General features: G+C 70.6%; 17 protein-coding genes, 1 tRNA gene and 1 other RNA gene. 4 read left to right on the top strand and 15 right to left on the bottom strand.

All coding sequences use genetic code 11. The features are described 5' to 3' along the window. The first annotated feature begins 11 nt into the window (after positions 1 to 11). Positions 12 to 692 (top strand): EamA family transporter, encoded by a 681-nt coding sequence (locus tag ACTXG6_RS07400; protein WP_445187016.1) that lies wholly within the window; start codon positions 12 to 14, stop codon positions 690 to 692. Positions 693 to 857: 165 nt separating this feature from the next. On the opposite strand, the gene ACTXG6_RS07395 is transcribed toward ACTXG6_RS07400, so the two are convergent. The 7 genes from ACTXG6_RS07395 to ACTXG6_RS07365 form a co-directional block, all read right to left on the bottom strand. Continuing rightward, entirely contained in the window at positions 858 to 1,964 is a 1,107-nt protein-coding gene (locus ACTXG6_RS07395) for an ABC transporter ATP-binding protein (protein ID WP_445187015.1), read from the bottom strand. 46 nt (positions 1,965 to 2,010) lie between these two features. Beyond that, positions 2,011 to 3,027: an ABC transporter ATP-binding protein gene (locus tag ACTXG6_RS07390; RefSeq protein ID WP_445187014.1), complete on the bottom strand. Its 1,017-nt coding sequence runs from the start codon at positions 3,025 to 3,027 to the stop codon at positions 2,011 to 2,013. An 8-nt stretch (positions 3,028 to 3,035) separates the two neighbouring features. Next, complete coding sequence (locus ACTXG6_RS07385; RefSeq protein ID WP_445187013.1) at positions 3,036 to 3,974, bottom strand: ABC transporter permease; 939 nt, start codon at positions 3,972 to 3,974, stop codon at positions 3,036 to 3,038. A 64-nt stretch (positions 3,975 to 4,038) separates the two neighbouring features. Beyond that, positions 4,039 to 5,043 (bottom strand): ABC transporter permease, encoded by a 1,005-nt coding sequence (locus ACTXG6_RS07380; RefSeq protein ID WP_445187012.1) that lies wholly within the window; start codon positions 5,041 to 5,043, stop codon positions 4,039 to 4,041. Between the two features lie 4 nt (positions 5,044 to 5,047). Further along, complete coding sequence (locus ACTXG6_RS07375; protein WP_445187011.1) at positions 5,048 to 6,703, bottom strand: ABC transporter substrate-binding protein; 1,656 nt, start codon at positions 6,701 to 6,703, stop codon at positions 5,048 to 5,050. A 108-nt stretch (positions 6,704 to 6,811) separates the two neighbouring features. Further along, positions 6,812 to 7,429: a recombination mediator RecR gene (recR, locus tag ACTXG6_RS07370; protein ID WP_445187010.1), complete on the bottom strand. Its 618-nt coding sequence runs from the start codon at positions 7,427 to 7,429 to the stop codon at positions 6,812 to 6,814. Between the two features lie 39 nt (positions 7,430 to 7,468). After that, positions 7,469 to 7,816: a YbaB/EbfC family nucleoid-associated protein gene (locus ACTXG6_RS07365; RefSeq protein ID WP_445187009.1), complete on the bottom strand. Its 348-nt coding sequence runs from the start codon at positions 7,814 to 7,816 to the stop codon at positions 7,469 to 7,471. 127 nt (positions 7,817 to 7,943) lie between these two features. Between ACTXG6_RS07365 and ACTXG6_RS07360 the strand changes: the two genes are divergently transcribed. Beyond that, the gene (locus tag ACTXG6_RS07360; RefSeq protein WP_445187008.1) at positions 7,944 to 9,113 is read left to right on the top strand and encodes an N-acetylmuramoyl-L-alanine amidase; all 1,170 of its coding nucleotides are present in this window, start codon (positions 7,944 to 7,946) and stop codon (positions 9,111 to 9,113) included. A 140-nt stretch (positions 9,114 to 9,253) separates the two neighbouring features. Here ACTXG6_RS07360 and ACTXG6_RS07355 read toward each other — a convergent pair whose 3' ends face one another. Further along, positions 9,254 to 11,485 (bottom strand): DNA polymerase III subunit gamma and tau, encoded by a 2,232-nt coding sequence (locus ACTXG6_RS07355; protein ID WP_445187007.1) that lies wholly within the window; start codon positions 11,483 to 11,485, stop codon positions 9,254 to 9,256. A gap of 101 nt (positions 11,486 to 11,586) precedes the next feature. Beyond that, positions 11,587 to 11,681, bottom strand: an RNA gene (gene ffs / locus ACTXG6_RS07350) — signal recognition particle sRNA small type. Positions 11,682 to 11,754: 73 nt separating this feature from the next. Here ffs and ACTXG6_RS07345 point away from each other — a divergent pair. Both ACTXG6_RS07345 and ACTXG6_RS07340 read left to right on the top strand, forming a co-directional pair. Next, positions 11,755 to 11,841, top strand: a tRNA-Ser gene (locus ACTXG6_RS07345). A 437-nt stretch (positions 11,842 to 12,278) separates the two neighbouring features. Next, the gene (locus tag ACTXG6_RS07340; protein WP_445187006.1) at positions 12,279 to 12,740 is read left to right on the top strand and encodes a hypothetical protein; all 462 of its coding nucleotides are present in this window, start codon (positions 12,279 to 12,281) and stop codon (positions 12,738 to 12,740) included. 107 nt (positions 12,741 to 12,847) lie between these two features. On the opposite strand, the gene ACTXG6_RS07335 is transcribed toward ACTXG6_RS07340, so the two are convergent. The 6 genes from ACTXG6_RS07335 to ACTXG6_RS07310 form a co-directional block, all read right to left on the bottom strand. Beyond that, positions 12,848 to 13,948: a tyrosine-type recombinase/integrase gene (locus ACTXG6_RS07335; protein ID WP_445189936.1), complete on the bottom strand. Its 1,101-nt coding sequence runs from the start codon at positions 13,946 to 13,948 to the stop codon at positions 12,848 to 12,850. Positions 13,949 to 14,103: 155 nt separating this feature from the next. Then, positions 14,104 to 14,517, bottom strand: coding sequence for a helix-turn-helix domain-containing protein (locus ACTXG6_RS07330; RefSeq protein ID WP_445187005.1), 414 nt, complete (start codon positions 14,515 to 14,517; stop codon positions 14,104 to 14,106). Further along, on the bottom strand, positions 14,514 to 15,983 hold the full coding sequence (locus ACTXG6_RS07325; protein WP_445187004.1) for a DUF3631 domain-containing protein: 1,470 nt from the start codon (positions 15,981 to 15,983) through the stop codon (positions 14,514 to 14,516). Before ACTXG6_RS07325 ends, ACTXG6_RS07330 begins: the two co-directional genes overlap by 4 nt. Beyond that, positions 15,980 to 16,993, bottom strand: coding sequence for a bifunctional DNA primase/polymerase (locus ACTXG6_RS07320; RefSeq protein ID WP_445187003.1), 1,014 nt, complete (start codon positions 16,991 to 16,993; stop codon positions 15,980 to 15,982). The genes ACTXG6_RS07325 and ACTXG6_RS07320 overlap by 4 nt, the downstream gene beginning before the upstream one ends. Before the next feature lie 209 nt (positions 16,994 to 17,202). Beyond that, the gene (locus ACTXG6_RS07315) at positions 17,203 to 19,455 is read right to left on the bottom strand and encodes an FtsK/SpoIIIE domain-containing protein (RefSeq protein ID WP_445187002.1); all 2,253 of its coding nucleotides are present in this window, start codon (positions 19,453 to 19,455) and stop codon (positions 17,203 to 17,205) included. Beyond that, positions 19,448 to 19,933, bottom strand: a complete 486-nt coding sequence (locus tag ACTXG6_RS07310; protein WP_445187001.1) for a DUF6197 family protein — start codon at positions 19,931 to 19,933, stop codon at positions 19,448 to 19,450. The genes ACTXG6_RS07315 and ACTXG6_RS07310 overlap by 8 nt, the downstream gene beginning before the upstream one ends. Positions 19,934 to 20,043 lie beyond the last annotated feature (110 nt).

Here is a 20,043-nt window from a genome sequence, read left to right as displayed (position 1 = left end):
GTACGCCGGACGTGAGCCCGACGTACCGCCCCCGGGTCAGCCCGGGCCCGCCCACGGTGGGCGCCGGGTTGGCCTTGGCGCTCGTCTCGGCGGTCACGTTCGGGCTGTCCGGGCCGTTCGCCAAGGCCCTGATCGACGCCGGCTGGTCAGCTACCGGAACGGTGCTGGTCCGGCTGGGCGGAGCAGCGGTGGTGCTCGCGGTAATCCTGGCGGCCACCCGGCCCGGAGTCCTCGTCGCGATCCGGCGGGACGGCTTCGGGCTGCTCCTCTACGGCGTGGACCGGGCCGGGGTCACCACCCCACCACTGGTACTGGCCGGCATCGGCATGGTCGTCGGCGCGGTCACCGTCGGGTTGGTCGGGTTGGTCGGGTTACTGCCGCTGGCGGTCGACCCGCACGCGGTCGGTGTCGTGCTCGCCGACGTCGACGTGGACTGGCCGGTCACCGCGGGGCTGTTGGTGCTGGTCTCCACCGTGGTGGCCTACCTGACCGGCATCGGTGCCATCCGCCGGATCGGCGCGTCCCGGGCGTCGCTGGTCGGCCTGCTGGAGGTGATCTCGTCGGCGGTGGCGTCGTGGTTGCTGCTCGACGAGGTGCCGGCCGCCGTGCAGGCGGTGGGCGGCGCGCTCATCCTCGCCGGCGTGTCACTGACCCAAACCCGCCGCCCGCCGGCCTGCCCACCCACCCTCTAAGCCGACCCGGCCGCACACGGGTTGCGGGCCGCACAGCCCGGCGGCCTCCTGTTACCGAGCTGCACACCAGGCAGGTTCTACGCCCAAAAAACCTGCCTCCTGTGCAGCTCGGTAACAACAGGACGGGCCGGGCTGCCCCGTGCTCGCACAGCCCGTGCCCCGTGCTCAGTGGCCGAGTACCTCGGTGACGGAGGCGGGGGTCGGAGGTACGGCCGTCACGCCGAGGCCCTCGGGCACCACTTCCGGGGAGACGTCGTGCGGGCGCAGCTCACCGGCCGCGATCTGCTCGGCGTAGTGGCACGCCGCCCGGTGCTCGGTGCCGCCGTCCAGCAGCCGCAGCTCGGGGCGCTCGTCGTCGCACCGGGTGGGCTGGCGCCACGGGCACCGGGTGTGGAACCGGCAGCCGGACGGTGGTGCGGCCGGTGAGGGCAGGTCGCCGGTGAGCAGCAGGTGCTCGCGGCGGTCCTCCACCACCGGGTCCGGCACGGGCACCGCGGACAGCAGCGCCCGGGTGTAGGGGTGGCACGGCGAGCCGTAGAGCGCCCCGGCCGGCGCCTCCTCGACGATCCCGCCCAGGTACATCACGCCGACCCGGTCCGCCACGTGCCGCACCACGGCCAGGTCGTGCGCGATCACCAGGTAGGTCAGCCCGAGCGCGGCCTGCAGATCCTCGAGCAGGTTGAGCACCTGCGCCTGCACCGACACGTCCAGCGCGGACACCGGCTCGTCGGCCACCACCAGGTCCGGCTCGACGCACAGCGCGCGGGCGATGCCGATGCGCTGGCGCTGCCCGCCGGAGAACTCGTGCGGGTAGCGGCGCAGCGCGGTGGCCGGCAGCCCGACCGCGTCCAGCAGCTCGCGCAGCCGGGCCTCGGTGGCCGACGCGTCCTTGTCCAACCCGTGCGCCCGCAGGCCCTCCAACAGCATGGCGCGCACCGACTGCCTCGGATTCAGGCTGGACATCGGGTCCTGGAACACCATCTGCATCCGCCGGCGCATCCGGCGCAGCGGCTCGCCGTGCAGCCCGGACAGGTCGACGCCGTCGATCACCACCCGCCCGCCGGTGGGCTCGGTCAGCCGCAGCAGCGCGCGGCCCAGGGTCGACTTGCCGCAGCCGGACTCGCCGACCAGCCCGTACGTCTCGCCCCGGCGGATCCGCAGCGACACCCCGTCCACCGCGTAGACGTAGCCGACCGTGCGGTCCACCAGTACGCCGCGCCTGATCGGGTAGTGCACCTTCAGGTCGTCGACCTCGACCAGATCGCCGCTCATCGATGTCCCCCGCTAGCCGCGCGAAAAGCCGGTCCCCAGGATTCGCTCATGACCGCACCTGCACCGGGACCGGGTTGTGGCAGCTCAGCAGCCGTTGCATCGCGTCCTCGGTCGGCGGGGTGACCGCTCGGCAGTCGGGCAGCTCGCGGGGGCAGCGCGGCGCGAACGCGCACGCCGACGTCCACGGCAGATTGTCCGACACAGAGCCGGAGATTGCGGCCAGCCGCTCCCCGGACGGCGCGTCCAACCGGGGGATCGAGCCCAGCAGCCCGTGCGTGTAGGGATGGCGTGGGGTGGCGAACAGCTCGTGCCGCCGGGCCCGTTCCACCACCCGGCCGCCGTAGAGCACGTTCACCTCGTCACACAGCCCGGCCACCACACCCAGGTCATGGGTGATCATGATCAGCGCGGTGCCGGTGTCCGCGACCAGCTCGGCCAGCAGCGCCAGGATCTGTGCCTGGATGGTGACGTCGAGTGCGGTCGTCGGCTCGTCGGCGATCAGCAGCCGGGGCCGGCAGGCCAGCGCGATGGCGATCAGGGCGCGCTGGCGCATGCCGCCGGAGAGCTGGTGCGGGTACTCGGTCAGCCGCCGCGCCGGGTCCGGGATGCCCACCCGGCGCAGCAGCTCGGTGGCCTCGGTCTTCGCCTCGGCGGCGTTCATCGCACGGTGCCGGCGCAGTACCTCGGTGACCTGCAGGCCGATCGGCACCACCGGGTTCAGCGCGGACAGCGGGTCCTGGAACACCATGCCCAGGTCACGGCCACGCCGGTCGCGTATCGCCGAGTCGGACAGCCCGAGCAGGTCGATGCCCTCGAACGCCGCCGAGCCGGTCACCCGCACCCCGCGCTTCGGCAGCAGTCCCATGATCGCCAGCGAGGTCACCGACTTGCCGCAGCCGGACTCGCCGACCAGCCCGACCACCTGGCCCGGCGAGACGTCGAAGCTCACCCCGTCCACCGCGACCGTCTCCGGGGTGCGGCCCCGCCGGCGCCGGCCGGTGCCCCCGAACGTCACCCGCAGGTCCCGCACCCGCAGCAGCGGCTCGCCCGTCGTCCCGCTCATCCCCGAGCTCACCGCCGGCTCTTCGGGTCCAGCGCCTCGCGCAGCGCTTCGCCGAACAGGGTGAACCCGAGAGCCACCAGGATGATCGCGGCGGCCGGGTAGAACGCCAGCTCGGGACGGACATCGAGGTAGGTCTGCGCGTTGGCCAGCATCAGTCCCCATTCGGCGCGCCTCGGGTCGGCATCGCCGAGGCCGAGGAAGGACAGCGCGGCGGCGTCCAGGATCGAGCTGGCCAGCACCAGGGTGGCCTGCACGATCACCGGCCCGACCGCGTTGGGCAGCATGTGCCGCAGCACGATGTGCCGGCGGCGGATCCCGAGCGAGGTGGCGGCCAGCACGTAGTCGCTGGACCGCTGGGCAAGCATCGCCCCGCGCAGCAGCCGGGCGAACACCGGCACGCTCACGATGGCCACCGCGACGATCACCGTGGTCTGGCTGGCCCTGGCCGCCAGCGCGGCGATCGAGATGGCCAGCAACAGGCTCGGGAAGGACAGCAGCACGTCGGTCAGCCGCATCAGCAGCGAGTCCACCCAACCACCGAACGCGCCGGCCAGCACCCCGATCGTCAAACCGGCGACCAGCCCGATCACCGTCGCCAGCACCCCGACCAGGAGCGTCTGCTGGGACGCCAGGATCAGCCGGGACAGCTCGTCGCCGCCGTTCTGGTCACTGCCCAGCGGGAAACCGGGCTGCGGGCCGGGGATCAGGTCCGGGCGCAGCTTGGCGCGCAGCACGTCGAAGCTGTCCTCCGCGCCGTGCGGGGCCAGCAGCGGCGCGAGGACCGCCACCAGCACGAACACCGTGATGATCGTGGCGCCGACCAGTGCCACCGGGTTGCGCCGCAGCCGGGTCAGCGCCTCCGCGACCAGGCTCTGCCCCTCCGGCTCGGCACCGGCCACGGCGAGGCGGTCCAGCCGGTCCTTGCGCCGTTGCAGCAAAGTACTCATGCCGCGAAACCTGCTTGCCAGGGTTGAGTCATCATGCGCGAGACCTGCTCGCAGGGTCGAGTCATCATGACAGCCGGACGCGGGGGTCGATGATCGCGTAGGACACGTCGACCAGCAGGTTGACCACCACGTACACCAGCGCGCCGAGCAACAGCAGGGCCTGCAGCCGGGGGTAGTCGTGGCGGTTGATGCCGTCGGCGAGCAGCGTGCCGATGCCGCCCCAGACGAACACCTTCTCGGTCAGCACCGCCCCGGCCAGCAACAGCCCGGTCTGCAGGCCGATCGTGGTGGACACCGGCAGCAGCGCGTTGCGCAGTACGTGCCGGCCGCGCACCGTGCGCGGGGCCAGCCCCTTGGCCTGCGCGGTGCGCACGAAGTCGGCGTTGAGCACGTCCAGCACGGACGCCCTGGTGATCCGCACGATGACCGCCAGCGGGATGGTGCCCAGCGCGATGGCGGGCAGCAGGAGGTGCCGCAGTGCGTCGTCGCTGGCGTCGTACTCCCTGGTCAGCAGCCCGTCCAGGACCGCGAACCCAGTGACCCGGGTGGCGTCCAGGCCGATCGACACCCGCCCGGACGGCGGCAGCCAGCCGAGCTTGACCGCGAACACCGACTTGAGCAGGTAACCGAGGAAGAACACCGGCACCGCCACCCCGACCAGGGTGGCCATGATGGTGGCGCTGTCCAGCGGCCGCCCGCGCTGGGTGGCCGCCAGGTAGCCGAGCGGCACGCCCAGCCCCACAGCGAACACCATCGCGGTCACCGACAGCTCCATCGTCGCCGGCAGCGCACGGCCGATCTCGGCGATGACGGTGTCGCCGGTGATCAGCGAGTTGCCGAAGTTGCCGGTCACCGCCCGCCCGAGGAACCGCAGGTACTGGCTCCAGATCGGTTGGTCCAGCCCCAGGATGTGGTTGAGCTGGGCGATCTTCTCCGGGGTGGCCTTGTCGCCGAGCAACGCGCCGGCCGGCCCACCCGGCAGGCTACGCAGCCAGGCGAACACCAGTACCGAGAGCAGCAATATCGTCGGGATCAGCTGCAGCAACCGCCGCACAACGAAGCGCAACATCGTGCTAGGAGGCCGCGTTCTTGCTGACCGGAGCGAACTCCTCGTTGGTCAGCGGGCTCGGGATCAACCCGTGCACGTTCTTGTTGACCACGATGAACGCGGGCGCGCTGGACAGCGGCACGGCGGGCAGGAACTTGGCCATGATGTCCCGGTTCACCTGCTGGTACGCCGTCGCGTGCGCGGCCTGGTCCACCGTGGCGTCCGCCGCGCTCAACTCGTCGAACAACGCGGGGGTGTCGAACCCGAACTCCGCCTTCTGCCGGCCGAAGAAGGTGCCGAGGAAGTTGCCGGCGTCGTTGTAGTCACCGGTCCAGCCCAGCAGGTGCAGGTCCTGCTTGCCGCTCTTCTGCACGTCGTCCTTGTAGCCGCCGTTCCACGGCTCGGGCACCGGGTTGATCGTCACGCCGATCTGGCGCAGGTCCTCGGCGATCACCGAGAAGATGTCCGTCGGGTTCGGCATGTAGGGCCGGGTGACCTCGGTCGGGTAGTAGAAGTTCAGCTTCAGGTTGCTCGCGCCGGCCTCGGCGAGCAGCGCCTTGGCCTTCGCCGGGTCGTACGGGTAGGCCTGCGCGTCCGGCGCGTAGCCGGCCACCGCCTCCGGCATCACATTGGCGGGCACTATCGCGCCCTCGGGCATCTTGTTGCGCACCAGGGCGTCCCGGTTGATGCCGTAGGCCAGCGCCTGGCGCACCCGCAGGTCCTTCAGCGCCGGGTTGTTCTTCTGGTTGATGCCCAGGTAGAGGATGTTGAACGGCTTGCGGGCCAAGATCTGGAAGCCGTCGTTGCGCAGGCTGGTCAGGTCGGCCGGCGACGGGTAGTCGTAGCCGTCGATGGTGCCGGCGCGCAGCTCCTGCTTGCGGGCGTTCTCATCGGGCATGATCTTGAAGATCAGCTTGGCGATCTTGGCCTTGTCGCCCCAATAGTCGTCGTTGCGCAGCAGCGTGATGGTGTTGTTCGCCTTGTCGAAACCGCCGAACTTGTACGGCCCGGTACCGGTCGGGTGCTCGTTGGCGTAGGCGCTGTAGCTGAACGAGTCACCGCTCTGCGTCACCTGATCGGCGTTGTACTGCTTGAGTGCGGTCGGGCTGGAAATAGAAAGCGAGGTGAGTCCGAATGCGCCCGGGAACGCCCCCTTGAACCGGTTCAGGTGCAGCACCGCGGTATTCGGGTCGGAGGCCTGGCAATCCTTGTAGACCGGCTGCCCCTGGGTGTCGCCCTCGTTGTGCGCAAAGCCCTCGAAGATGTCCCCGTAGTAGATCATCTGAGACTGCGCGGCGGCGCCCTTGACGTTGAACCAGCGGTCGAAGTTGGCGCATACCGCGGCGGCGTCGAACGGCGTCCCGTCGTGGAACTTCACGCCTTGCCTGAGGCCGAAGGTCCAGGTCTTGCCCTCGTCGGACGGTGTCCACGAGGTGGCCAGGCCGGGCTCCAACTCGGCCGTGCCCGGCTTGTAGGCGATCAGCGTTTCGAGCATCTGCCGCTGCGGCCGGAAGCTCTCGCCGTCGTCATTGAAGATGGGGTCGAAGTTCTTCGGCGCGCCCGCCACCCCGAACACGAAGGTGTCCTGCACTCCGCCGCCCTGCTCACGTTGCGACGCCGCGCAGGAAACCAGCGAGGCCAGCACTAGGCCGGCAGTGAGCACAGCAAGGACCGAACGCATCGATGCTCCCCCAGGTGGACGTTCACCGTGCGTGAAACCCGCACGATCGGGTGACAGTAATGGCACCCGAGTGCTCCTGGGTAGACCAAGATTGTTGTAACTCGGTGTTCACATAGTGCGGCGGCCGGACAATGCGCGGCCCAGAGTGAGCTCGTCGGCGAACTCCAGGTCGCCACCCATCGGCAGTCCGGAGGCCAGTCGCGACACCGTCAGACCCGGGAAGTCGCGCAACAGCCGCAGCAGGTAGGTCGCGGTCGCCTCGCCCTCGGTGTTCGGGTCGGTAGCGACGATGATCTCGGCGATGTCCGTCTCGTCCTCGGCCGGGCCGGTGCCGCCGATCCGGGCCACCAGCTGGCGGATCCGCAGCTGATCGGGGCCGACGCCGGCCAACGGGTCGAGTGCGCCGCCGAGCACGTGGTAGCGGCCGCGGAACTCCCTGGTGCGCTCCACGGCGAGTACGTCCTTCGGCTCCTCGACGACGCAGACCAGGGTGGCGTCCCGGCGCGCGTCCGAGCAGTACCGGCAGCGGGTCTTCTCCGAGACGTTGCCGCAGACCTCGCAGAACAGGACGCCCAACTTGACCTTCTGCAGCACGTCCTGCAGCCGGGTGACATCGACCGGGTCGGCCGAGAGCAGGTGGAACGCGATGCGCTGGGCACTCTTCGGGCCGATCCCGGGCAGCCTGCCGAGCTCGTCGATCAGATCCTGGACCGGTCCTTCAAACACCGTGGTTACATCCGTCGCTCGGGGCGGCCGACCGAGGGGTCAGGCGCCGAGACCGGGCAGGCCCAGGCCGCCGGCCATGTCACCGAGGCCGCCGGCCAGCGGCCCCATCGTCTGCTCCTGCAGTGCCTTGGCCGCGCGCGCCGCGTCAGCGATCGCACCGACCACCAGGTCCTGCAGCGTCTCCACGTCCTCCGGGTCGACGACCTTCGGGTCGATGGTGACCTTCCGGATCTCGCCGGCCGCCGTGGTGGTCACCGACACCAGACCGCCACCGGCCTGCCCGGTGACCTCGGCCTGGGCCAGCTGCTCCTGAGCGGCGGCCAGCTGGCGCTGCATCTTCTGGGCCTGTTGGAGGATCATGTTCATATCGGGCTGCCCTGGCCTCATGGGCGTGTCTCCTCCTGCTCGGACATCGGTGTGCAGCGTAGCCCCGGCGGGTCCGGGTACCGGCCCCCGCGTCCGGAACCGGGTGTCGCTTCCGGGCCACAATCGGGGGCGTGCGATCGTGACACCCGTGACACCCGCGCGACGGACCACCCTCCCGCTGCTCGCGGTGCTGGCCGTGCTGCTGGCGGGCTGCGGGGGCGAACCGGTCCAGCCGGCCCCGACCGCCTCGGTGACGAACCCCGCCGCGGCCGACTCCGCCGCGCCCGCTGCCCCTGCCGCCGCGGCCGTCAAGCGCACCGTACTGCTCGACCCCGGTCACAACGGTGGCAACGCCACGCACTCCGCCGAGATCAACAAGAAGGTGCCGGACGGCCGGGGCGGTACCAAGCCGTGCAACACCACCGGCACCTCCACCGACGCCGGTTACCCCGAGCACAAGTTCAACTGGGACGTGGCGCTGCGGGTGGGCGAGCTGCTGCTGGCGAACGGCGTCAACGCGAAACTGACCAGGACGGACGACACCGGCATCGGGCCGTGCGTGGACGTGCGCGGTGAGATGGCCGCGAAGATGAACGTGGACGCCGAGATCTCCATCCACGCCGACGGCGCCGCACCCGCCGGTTACGGCTTCCATGTCGCCTACCCCCGGCCGGCGCTGAACACCGCCCAGGGCGCGCCCTCGCTGGCCCTGGCCACCGCACTGCGGGACGCGCTGCACGGTTCCGGCCTGCCGGAGTCCACCTACATCGGGAAGTCCGGCCTGTTCCCCCGCTCCGACCTGGCCGGGCTGAACACGTCCAAGCGGCCGATCGCGCTGGTCGAGTGCGCCAACATGCGCAACCCGAAAGAAGCGGTGACCGTCTCCAACCCGGTCGGCCGGGCGCGCTACGCGCAGGCCATCACGGTCGGCATCCTGGCGTGGCTGGCGACCCTACCGCCGGTCAACTCCGCCGCCGCCAAGCACACCGACGACAGCAACAGCGGCACCGACTCGTCCGACGCCGGTTCGACCGACGCCGGTTCGACGGGTACCAGCGGCGCGGTGACCCACCCGTCGTCCGGCACCGGAGCGAAGGCCCCCGCCAGCGCGGCGAAGAAGAGTACGCCGGCCGTGCCCAGAAAGATCACCACGGACAGCGGCACCAGCAGCGGGACCGGGACCGGGACGGCGAGCAGTGGCGGCACGAACCGGTCCGACACCACCGACTCGGCCGCCACGGCTCCGCCCCGGTCCAAGAAGCCCGCCGTACCCGAACTGTCCAAGCTCGGCGGCAGCGGCGGTCCGCTCGGCGGCTGATCGCCGGAGCACCGCGACGGGTCTCGTCGACTCGACCGACCGGCACGTCAGCGGGCTGGTGACCATGATCGAAGCCCGCTGTTGTACCACTCGGCGAGCGGTCGGCCGGGTCTGCGCCTGCTCGGCTCAGCCAACCGGGATCAACGGCGGTCTTCGACCGCCCGGGCACCCAACTGGGCGCTGAGCAGCTCGATCGCCACCTGTTCAGGGTCACGGCCGGCGGGCTCGCGCGGTGTGTCGGCCACCGGCTCGGCGACCATCTCTTCCTCTTCGTCGTACGGCGGCGGTTCCGGCGGCAGCGGTGGCTCCTGCCCGGACGGCCCGCTCGGCGCCTGCCGGACCGGCGGCGGGGGCGGTGCGGGTGCCGCCGGTGGCGGGCTGGCGGGAGGTGGCGCGGCTGCCGGAGCGGCGCCCCTGCCGGCCGGGGCGGCGTCACCACGACTGCCCGCCGCGGCTCCGTCATGCTCGCAGCGGACCTGCCAGGCCACCCCGAGCACACTGCGCAGCGCACCGCTGATCACTTCGGTGTTGCGCTGCTCGGACAGCCGACGCGCCAGCGGGGCCGCCGCGATGGCGAGGACCAGGGTGTCCCCCTCGACCGCCTTGACCGTGGCGTTGACCAGGAGCGCTCCGGTGCTGCGGCTGGTCTGCTTCGCCGCGTCCAGGATGGCCGGCCAGGCCCGGCGGACGGCCGCCCCGTCGATGCCGGCCGAGCCGGCGGGCGCTGGGCTGGGCGCTTCGGTGACCGGCGCCGAGGCTGGTGACGAGGAGGAGGCGGGGGCGGCGGCCGGCACCGGAGCCGGGGCGGCGGCCGCGGGAACGGCGGGCGCGGGAACGGGGGGCGCGGCCGGCGTGGGTGCAGCGGCCGGCGCGGCGGCGGGAACGGCCGAGGTGCGGACCGGCGGCGGGGGCAGCGCCGCGGCGGCCTCGCCCGGCGCGGCGGGTGTCGGCGCCGACTCGGCTGGCGTCGCCTGCTCGCCCGGCTCGGCGACCCGTGACCTGCGCTGGAAGGTCCGGGATGGCGACTCGCCGGAACGCGCGGCCGGCGCCGAGGGTGCCGCGGCCGCGGCGGGCGCCGGCGGGACCGCCGGAGCGGGAGCCGGCGCGGCCGGAGCCGCCGCGATGGGGGGTGCCGCGACAGGGGGTGCCGCGATGGGGGGTGCGGCGGTGTCGGGCCGCTCGGCGACACCCTCCGGGCGCGGGTCGACGACGATGTCCGCGCGCCGCTCCATCCGCTCCAGCCGCTGCAGCAGCGCCAGGTCGGTGATGGACGCGGCGGGCAGCAGCATCCGGCCGCAGAGCAGCTCCAGCAGCAGCCTGGGGGCGGTGGCACCGCGCATGTCGGTCAACCCGGTGTGCACGATCTCGGCGTAGCGGCTCAGGGTTGCGGCGCCCAGTCGCGCGGCCTGGTCGGCCATCCGACCGAGCTCGTCGGCCGGCGCGTCGACCAGGCCACGACCGGCGGCATCGGGCACCGCCTGGATAAGCATCAGGTCGCGCAGCCGGTCCAGCAGGTCGCCGGCGAAGCGGCGTGGGTCGTGGCCGGCCTCGACCAGCCGGTCCACCGCCTCGAACACGGCCGCACCGTCACCGGCGGCGAGTGCGTCGATCGCGTCGTCGATCAGTGCCACGTCGGTGACCCCGAGCAGCGCGACCGCCCGCTCGTAGGTCACCCCCTCCGGCCCGGCACCGGCCAGCAGCTGGTCCAGGATCGACAGAGTGTCCCGCGCCGAGCCGCCGCCGGCCCTGATGACCAGCGGGTACACCGCAGGGGCCACGACCGCGCCCTCTTCCGCGCAGATCCGCTCCAGCAGCGCGCGCAGGGTGCCCGGCGGGATCAGCCGGAACGGGTAGTGGTGGGTACGCGAGCGGATGGTGGGCAGCACCTTCTCCGGCTCGGTGGTCGCGAACACGAAGATGAGGTGCTCCGGCGGCTCCTCGACGGTCTTCAGCAGGGCGTTGAAGCCCTGCGTGGTGACCATGTGCGCCTCGTCCACGATGAACACGCGGTAGCGCGACTCGGCCGGCGCGTAGAGCGCCCGGTCGCGCAGGTCGCGGGCGTCCTCCACGCCGCCGTGCGACGCGGCGTCCAGCTCGATCACATCGATGTTGCCGGGGCCCTCGGGGGCCAGCGCGATGCACGAGGGGCACTTGCCGCACGGGTCCGGCGTCGGGCCGAGCTCACAGTTCAGCGAGCGGGCCATGATGCGCGCACTGGACGTCTTGCCGCAGCCGCGCGGACCGGAGAACAGGTATGCATGATTGATTCGCCCGGCCGCCAGCGCGGTACGCAGCGGCTCGGTGACATGTTCCTGGCCGACCACGTCCGCGAAGGTCGCCGGGCGGTACTTGCGGTACAGAGCCAGCGCCACGTCGGCGAGGCTACCCGGAGGGCCGGACGACACCGGTGGCGGCTCGGAGCCGGGCCGAGGGAGAGCGAGTGGTGAGGGGCCGGCGAAGCGGGCCCGAGAGAAAAAGGGGACCCCGCGCACCCGCCAGAGCCCGTTGACCCTTGCTGCCTTCCGGCCCTGGGGGAGTTCACAGGATGGACGCCGCGCGGGGTCCGTGGGCCAGTGTAGTGGTCCGGCGTACGCCGCGGCACCGGGTGGGGCCCATCAGGCCTAGCGCTACACTCTCCGACGGAGGATTCGCCTAGTGGCCTATGGCGCACGCTTGGAAAGCGTGTTGGGTGTTACAGCCCTCGCGGGTTCGAATCCCGCATCCTCCGCGCTGAGCAGCGACAACACCCCCGACGGTCCGCCCAGTAGGGCGGGCCGTCTTCGTTTAGTCTCATTTCCAGTCTCATTCGACACCCATGCGTCGCCGAACGACCCCGGGCACGGTCGTGTCAGGCGGTCCCCCAGTTCAGTGACGGCCCGGCGTCCGTCGGGATCGGTCCGACTGTCGTCCGACTCCTACTTGACCCGAAGAGCATCGTCTGAGAGATCACCAGCCGCATGGACGTGTGGAGCCGCGTCACTCCAGCAGAGTCGCTCGCTCACTCAGTTGGACTACACGCCGGCGGCGACATGACCGGTCACTTGGCCAGCAGCAACCACAATGGCCCCACCCGCCTCCCCGTTTGGTGACTTGTAGAGCCGCATCCCGAGTGCTTCGCTATGGCGCGGTCTATTCGACTGATGCTGGCCGCGACGGGAGCTAGATATGAATATCCGCATTCCGAGCCGAAATCGAGGCCAGAGTCGAATAGTTCGTCGCTTCTGGCGTCACCTTTCTTTGATCAGCATTGCACTGACGATTGCATCCACCTGCACCTTTCTCCTAACGGGCACCTCCGTGGCGTCGGAGGGGTGTTTTAACCAGCAGTACCTGGGCATGAGCTACGAGCCATGCGCCCCAGCCAACTCTGATCAGAATCCGTTCCCCGGCATGATCATTCCTCTGCGTGCCGGGAACAAAGTTCCGCTCGGCAGGTACGAGGCGCCCCAGATTTCTCCGGCTGACGCGCAATGCATCGCTGAACTAACAGCGCTCGGAGCTACCGTGGTCGCCACCAAAAATCCAGTAGCGGTACTCGTGGAAGCCGGCGTGATGGAAGTGACTACCCGGTTAGCTGAAGCTTGCGGTGAGACAGCCCTTTCGTTCGTAGCGGGGGTCAACGAGTGAATCTCACGACAGGCTGTCGGACCCAGTAGCCCGCACTCCCAGCCGGTAGTTTTTAGGCGCCCCGGGGAACTGCCGTTTCGGCGGCTCCCGGGGCGCTCGTCGTAGTCTCATGTGCCCGGCGGCGAGCCCCAGATCAGGCCGCCGACGCGCTCCGCCACGTCGTGCCGGATGTCACCCGTGATGTGCTGGTAGCGCGCCGCCATGGCGGTCGTGGACCAGCCCATCAATCCCATGACCGCCCGCTCCGGCACACCGAGGATCAGCAGCACGGTCGCGGCAGTGTGTCGAGCATCGTGGAGTCGGCCGTCACGGAGGCCGGCGCGGGCCAGGAGCCGCTTCCAGCGGTGGTAGTCGGTGCTCGGGTTGATCGGCTCGCCGGCGGGCGACACGAACACGTAGCCGCTGTCGCGCCAGAGCTGTGCCGCACGCACCCGCTCGGCGTCCTGCTCGCGGCGATGCGAGCGCAGCAGTTCGACCAGCCCAGCCGGTAGCCCGACTGCCCGCCGGCCAGCGCGCGACTTCGTGTCGTCAGTCTCCGGCCGAGCGAGGATCCGCTCCGGACAGAAGCCGGCCTTCTTCCCGCAGGACTTGCGTCCACAGCCGTGCGCGTACGTGGGTCGCAGCCTTGCTCTGCGCACCCAGAGAGTTCCCGATTCCAGGTCGACGTCGGACCACCTGAGCCCCAAGACCTCTCCCTGTCGAAGCCCGAGCGCCAGTGCGATTGCCCATCGAGCACTGTTCCGCTCCTCGGCCGCCACTCGAAGCAGCGCCTGCACCTCATGTACTGAGTACGGCTCCACCTCGTGGTCGGACAGCCGAGGAGCCTTGGCGAGCTTCGCCGGATTGCGCGTGATGCGCCCACGACGTTCCGCCTCACCAAGTGCGGTCCGGATTGTTCGGTGCGCCTGATGAGCCGTCCCTGGCGAGCTGCCAGCGGCGATCATCTTGGCGTACAAACGCTCCAGGTGCTCTGGCTCAAGTCGGTCGAGCCTGTGCGCACCGATCCCTGGGATCAGGTGGGTGTTGATCGCAACTCGGTAGCCGGAAAGCGTGTTGTCCCGCACTGCCGGGGCGGCGATGTTCTCCACCCAGTAGGTCAACCAATCACTGACTTTCCAGAGCCGACCAGCATCACGGAGCGATCCGTTCGACCGCCGATTTTCCAGCTCGCGTACCTCGTCGATGACGTCGGATTCGTCCCGGCGCATGACGTGTCTGCGGTCAGGTCGGCCGTCGTCCTTGACGCCAACGGTGACGCGTCCGTGCCAGTAGCCGTCCTTGCCGAGGTAGATCGACGAGGCGCCGTTTGGCGCACGGGTGCCCTCAGCTCGCTTGCGGCGTGCCATTCCGGTGTCCTCTCGGTTCAAGCGATCTGAGTGCGGGACTGCTCGACAAGCGCTGCTGCGTAGGCGTGGACCGCGCTCGTGGGAATGCGCCGGAGCCGCCCGATCTGCACGGACTCGAGTGCGCCCGACTTGATGAGCGCGTAGACCGTGGTGCGGCCGATCCCGAGGTGCTCGGATGCCTCTTCGGGAGTCAGCAGAACTCGCTCCGGCATAACCCGCGTCGGTTGAGCCTCGACGGCAGCCGGCCGCTGCGACGTGAGCAGGACAGCCAGCCGCGACAGCAGCTCGGCAAGTTCGTGCGTGGCTCCGAGCACCGGACCGCCGGTGTCGGTAACCGCGGTGACCTCGGTAACGTCCCTGGTCAGACGGTTACCGCTAGTTCGGCGGTTACCGACGGATCGGTAACCGGGCTGGGTGCGTCGGCCGGTCATTCCGCCTCCATGGGTGTGGCGGTTACCGATTCGTCGGTAACCGGTGCCGAATCGGTGACCGCCTCACCTGCGCGGTTACCGGAGTTACCGCGGTTACCGACCTGACTGGAGGCGGTCACGGCGGGCAGGTATCGACTCCACGCGTCGATCAGCCCGAGTTGTCGCTCGGTGGCGTAGGTGACGTAGCCCTTGGCGGTGGTCCCGCCGAATTTGAACGTGGTGACCCGGACGCCATAGCGGCCCAATTCCTTCGCCATCCGCCGGGCATCGAGCGGCTTGCCTTCCACGTCACCCCAGCCGGCTTCCTCCTGCTCTTTCAGTTCAGCGAGCAGAGCCGTACTGGGCAGCCGGTCAGTCTGGTGGCGCGAGTAGAGCGCGCGCAGATCGGCGAGGAGCCGGATGCCGATCGAACTGATCTCACTGCGCGTGTCGAGCACGAAATGTGTGCACGCGGCACGCGCGGTGTCTGGCCAATGGCCGCCGGCGGCGTCCGCTATGGCCAGCAGTGGCTCCCATACCTCGGCAGCGCGGTCGGTGACGCCGTCGGGGATAACCGGCTCGACACCACCGACTCGGTCCGAGATCGAGGCAATCCACGTGGCGAGCTGCTGGCGCAGTGGCTCTGCCTGAGGTTCGACGCTCCGCAGCCGGAACGGCTCGACCTGTTGATCGACCCGACGGCGCCTCATGTGGATGGTGACCGAGCGCGTGGTGATGGTGTCGGGCATGCCACCCGCGATCCCTGCCAGCGCCGCCGGCGCGAACACCGGGAAGCGCTGCACCTTCATCGCCTTGGCATCACCGACGCAACGGGCCACGGTCGCGCCGCGCTTGTACCCGGCGTTGAGGAGAGCACGGAGATCCTCGTTGTTCCCTCCGTTCTGGTTGAAGATCGCATCGACCTCGTCGAAGAGCACCGTGATCGGTCCGGCGGCGACGAGACGGAACAGCGCCGCCGGACTGGCCGAGATGGTCATCTCAGGAGCGGCGACCAGGAGCGCGGCGACCTCCAACACGCGGGTCTTGCCCGAGCCTGGCTCGGCGGAATCGAGCACCAACCGGGGCGTGATGTAGAACTGATCGACCGCGTGTGTGTGGGCGAACCACAGCGCCAGGGTGGGCACGCAGTGCTCGTCCGGGAACACCGAGAACCGCGACACGAACGCCGCAACATCGTCCAGGACCTCGTGCCCCTCGCGCCCAACCGCGCCAGGCGGCGCCAAGCCAAGCCAGTCCAACGGCCGGGCCGGCGACGACTCGGGGAGTTGGTCGTCCGGGACAACCCCGCGATCCTCGACCGGCACGATGGCGCGCTCGATGAGCCAGATTTGCTGGCACTCCTCCGAACAGAAGTTGTCCGACGGCGAGACGCCGAGCGGGCTTCCGCACTTGCCGCACTCCCCCGCATCGGCCGGTTCGATGGCGGTTTCGATTGCCCTCAGCGTGTCCTCCAGTTCGATGTTCATGCGCTGCGCCTTCCTCGGTAGTCGGGCTGCTCGACAGCAGGTAGGCGGCGGGGCCGGCGGGCGCCGTAGGCGAGCCCGGATCGGATGGACGCGGCGAGTCCTCGGGTGGTGCAGTCGCACGGCCCGGCGGCGATCGGGGCGGCGGCCCGGGTCAGCAGGGCCTCGGCTTCGGCCATGCCGAGGGCGCCGCCGGCGGCGAGCTGCCCGAGGGCGCGGGCGGCGGTGAACACCGACGCGTTGTGGTGCCCGGGCCCGGCCCTGTGGACGCGGTCAAGCTCGTCCCGGACGACTGCCGCGACGTACCGCCCGAGCGAACGAGGCGCCGCTACGACCTTCTCAGCTGGCGCTGAGTAGGACATAGGGCGGTCAGTGGACAGGGCCCGGTGTAACCAGGTGAGCAGGGGTGCGGGTGGTGTGTCGTCCAGGAGTTCGTAGGATCCTCCCGGGCGGCCGGGCCGACCGCCGGCCGCCGGTTGCGGGGCGAGCCAGCTGCCCGGGGCGAGGACGTATCCGCCGTCGCCTCGGGAGTCGACCAGCGCAGCCACGGTGCGGCTGGTGTTGCCCAACGGAGCCGCGCCGGCGGCCGGCTTCGGAGCTTGGAAGTACAGGTGTGTTCCGCCGGATGGTGTGCTGACGGTGTAGGTCGGCGGCAGGGACTGGCCGTGCCGGTTGGCCAGCTCGGCGAGGTTCGCCGCGCCGGTGGGCTCTCCGCCAGGGACCTTGGGCTGGTCGCAGTCGATGACGATCAGGCCGGACGGTCCGCAGGCGATGGCTGCGTTGTGGTGGGGGTGGGCGGCGAAGTAGCGCAGCAGCCTCACCGGGTCGGTGGTGGCGTGGCGACGCCAGTCCTCGAATACCGGCGGGGCTTTGCGGGCCGGTGCGATCGGGAACAGGTGCCAGCCCTGCTCGGCGCAGGTGATCCAGCTGGTGATCCGGGCACGATCGGCGGCCGTGAGACTGTTGAGCTGCCGTTGGAGACGGTCAGGGTGCTCATTACGGTGGGTGTTCATCTCTGCCTTCTGCTGACTGTTTTTGGGCGTGGTTGACCGGCGCGGGGACCCTGCGGGATCCGCGTGTGGTCGGGTTCTGGGGTGTTTTGCCTGGTGGGGCGCTAGGCGCTAGGGACCTGGTGGCGGCGGGTGCGGGGCGCTAGCGGAGGGTGCTAGACCTAGCACCCCAGGGTGCTAGCGCTGGGCCGCCCGCTAGGCCCCCGCGCCTGTTACGCGCTGTCACCTTCGGGGTCGCGGCGCTGTGCGTTGAGCGCCTCGACGATGTCCGCCCGTAGGTAGCCGCGGCGTGTGGTGGACTGGCCGTCGGTGGTGGTGCCCCACACGTCGCCGGGCTTGACCCCGTAGGGCTTGAGCGCCGCCGCCAGCGACGTCTTCGTCCACTCCCCGTAGACCGAGGGCCACTGCTCGGCCAGGTGCTCCAGGATCGTCTCCGACCACAGCCGGTCCTCGCCGCCGGCGAACGCGACGGCCAGGTCGGACAGGATCGATCGGGCCGGGGCGTCGGGCTCGGTGGTCTCGCCGGCGGCGTGCCCGGTCAGGGTGCCGGCCTTCTCCCGCAGTCCCCGGGCCCGTGCGGCGATGGCCTCGGCGCCGGGACCGTCGATGTAGGCGGACCGGGCGATCTCAGGGCTGTCACCAGCACCGACGAGGTAGCCGATGCCCTTGTCCCGAGGGCCGAACACCGTGGCCCGCAGCCCGTTCTTGTAGCTGGACGTGCCCAGGACCATGTCGTTCTCGGTCTGGCCCATCACCCGCAGGCAGAACCGGATCCCCACATTCGCGCTGACACCAGTCGGCAGGGACTTCGCGTCGGGCCGCTGGGTGGCCAGGATCAGGATGATCCCCATGGCCGGGCCGCGCTTGATGATGCCCTCGGCCAGCCGGGCGGCCTCGTCCTTGAAGTCCGGGTGGGAGAACAGCTCTTGGCACTCGTCGATGGCCAGGGTGACCAGCCACAACCCCAACGACCGGCGTGCGGCCAGCTCGGGGGTGACCTTGTTCTCCGGGCAGATCTCCCGCGGCAGCTTCGAGATCACCTTTGCCCGGCGCAGCAGCTCGGCGTACAGCTCCCGCAGCGACTCCATCGCGTGCTCCAGGGTGGCGTCGTCGGCACCGGAGGCGTACCGGTGACAGCACCCCTCCAACATGGACAGGTCACCGGTGCCCTTGAGCTCGAAAATCCGCAGCTCCACCCCCGGATCCAGCGCCGCCGCGAGCAGCAGCACCCGCAGCGCGAACGTCTTCCCGACCCGAGGCATGGCACCGATGAGCACGTTCGCGAACACCAGCGAGATGGACACGATCCGACCGCGCGGGTTGGTGCCGAACGGGACTGGCTTGAACAGATCCGCCCGCCCATGCTTCGCCAGAGGCCAGTTGGTGGGCTTGGCCTGCGACATGTCCTGATCCCCCACCCACAACACCAGGCGCCCTGCGTGGGAGTCGTCGGCCGGCTCGGGCCACACGCAGCCCAGGGGCCGGCGCAGTCCGGAGGCGAGGGATTCGCGGCGCTCGATCACGTCCACCGCCGTCACGCCGTACGGCAGGTCGACCTCGGCCCGCCAGCCGGGGCCATCCCGGGTGATCGGCGCCGGGAACGAGATACCCGGCCCCTTGGACAGGGCCTTGTTGATCTCGGCGATTCCCAGGGCGCCGAGGGCCCGGACGACGACGTCGCTGGTCAAGCGGGTCGGCTTGTCCACCTTCACCGACGGCCCGGTGATCGGCCGGTCCGCCGGCGACCCCAACCAGCCCAGCCCGATGACCGCGAGGGCGCCGAGCAGCCACAACGCCTGCGGCGGCGCCCACGCGTCCAGCGCGACGACACCCACGGTGCCCAGGAACAGGGCGGTGAGCGCAATGCGCAGGCGTAGCCGGATCCGGTCGGAGCGGGCGTCGGTGACCTTGAGGTACTGGTCGGAGTCGGCCTGCCGGATCGCGTGCTGTCCGAGCTGCTTGGAGTCGTAGTCGAACACCCACCGCACCGACCGCGACACCGCCACCCCGAAACCACGCGGTGACCAGGCAGCGAGCTTGGCCGCGTAGAGCGGGGCCCGGACGGTGTGGAAGCCGGTCATGTGCCACACCAGCCCTGCCAGCCAGCGGGCGCCGGCGGCGATGTCGGCCTTGGACCGCAGCCACGGCGCAATCACCGGGCGGCGCTCCAGGACCCGGTCGGCCCACGGGGCAACCAGCGGGTCACGCCGCCGGCGCGGCGGGACCGGCGGGTCGACGAGCACCGGGCCCTCGTCGCCCCAGTCCGGGTCCAACAGCCGACCGGTGATCTCCTGGGCAGGCCGCTGGGGGAAGTCGATGACCGTGGCATCCGGCGCCTCACCGGCGGCGTTGGCCGAGTGGTTCGCGAACCTCTGGGTAGAAGTACTCAGCGACTCGTCGGCCGTGCCGTTCGCGACCGGCGCCGGCGGCTTGTCAGGCCCAGGGGTGATGGTGTTTTCAGACATGGGGCTGGTCCTCACTGGTGCTGCGTTGGTGGTTGGCAGTGGCGGGCCCGGCCTGGGGGGCGTTCTTGGCGGAAGGGGCACCAGGCAGGGCGACAGCATCGGTTCCGGCACCGGGCTCGGTGCTGGTGTCGAACAGGGCGGAGAACGTGGCCAGCACGGCACCGGGGTCCGGTGGTTGTCCGAGCCGGCCGGCAGCCCGGCGCATCGCGGTGATGACCTCGGTCGCGGTGCGCTCGGGGTGGTCATTCCAGGCGGCGACGTCCGGGGCGTACTCCCCGTCCGCACAGTTGGCGTTGATCTCGGCGGCCAGGGCGTCGAGCGCCAGAGCGAGGACAGGGCGGGCGGTGAATACCCAGTTCGCGCACTGGTAGGTGTCGACTCCGAAGCCCACGGCCAGGGCACCGAGCGCCAGCACGGGTCTCCCTCGACGTACGGAGTCTCGATGCAGGCGTCCGGCCAGTACTCCCCCTGGCCCCAACCGCAGTGTTCGAGACGGTCGGCGCTGTCAAGGAGCAGTTGCTGGGCGTGGGCTGCGGTGAGTTGCTCAAGGCCGTCGAGCAGGAGCCAGCCGGCCCTGACCGCCTTGCG

It is taken from the genome of Pseudonocardia sp. Cha107L01 (genome assembly GCF_052566575.1).
The sequence above is the reverse complement of the archived record's forward strand: the minus strand, read 5'-3'. Positions and strand labels throughout refer to the sequence as shown.

What these genes read in the sequence shown, in the direction of transcription:
- ACTXG6_RS07315 (WP_445187002.1), bottom strand. Translation starts at nt 19,455, where the DNA reads ATGTCTGAAAACACCATCACCCCTGGGCCTGACAAGCCGCCGGCGCCG.
- ACTXG6_RS07340 (WP_445187006.1), top strand. Translation starts at nt 12,279, where the DNA reads ATGAATATCCGCATTCCGAGCCGAAATCGAGGCCAGAGTCGAATAGTT.
- ACTXG6_RS07385 (WP_445187013.1), bottom strand. Translation starts at nt 3,974, where the DNA reads ATGAGTACTTTGCTGCAACGGCGCAAGGACCGGCTGGACCGCCTCGCC.
- ACTXG6_RS07325 (WP_445187004.1), bottom strand. Translation starts at nt 15,983, where the DNA reads ATGAACATCGAACTGGAGGACACGCTGAGGGCAATCGAAACCGCCATC.
- ACTXG6_RS07380 (WP_445187012.1), bottom strand. Translation starts at nt 5,043, where the DNA reads ATGTTGCGCTTCGTTGTGCGGCGGTTGCTGCAGCTGATCCCGACGATA.
- ACTXG6_RS07320 (WP_445187003.1), bottom strand. Translation starts at nt 16,993, where the DNA reads ATGAACACCCACCGTAATGAGCACCCTGACCGTCTCCAACGGCAGCTC.
- ACTXG6_RS07330 (WP_445187005.1), bottom strand. Translation starts at nt 14,517, where the DNA reads ATGACCGGCCGACGCACCCAGCCCGGTTACCGATCCGTCGGTAACCGC.
- ACTXG6_RS07390 (WP_445187014.1), bottom strand. Translation starts at nt 3,027, where the DNA reads ATGAGCGGGACGACGGGCGAGCCGCTGCTGCGGGTGCGGGACCTGCGG.
- ACTXG6_RS07375 (WP_445187011.1), bottom strand. Translation starts at nt 6,703, where the DNA reads ATGCGTTCGGTCCTTGCTGTGCTCACTGCCGGCCTAGTGCTGGCCTCG.
- ACTXG6_RS07335 (WP_445189936.1), bottom strand. Translation starts at nt 13,948, where the DNA reads ATGCGCCGGGACGAATCCGACGTCATCGACGAGGTACGCGAGCTGGAA.
- ACTXG6_RS07395 (WP_445187015.1), bottom strand. Translation starts at nt 1,964, where the DNA reads ATGAGCGGCGATCTGGTCGAGGTCGACGACCTGAAGGTGCACTACCCG.
- ACTXG6_RS07365 (WP_445187009.1), bottom strand. Translation starts at nt 7,816, where the DNA reads ATGAGGCCAGGGCAGCCCGATATGAACATGATCCTCCAACAGGCCCAG.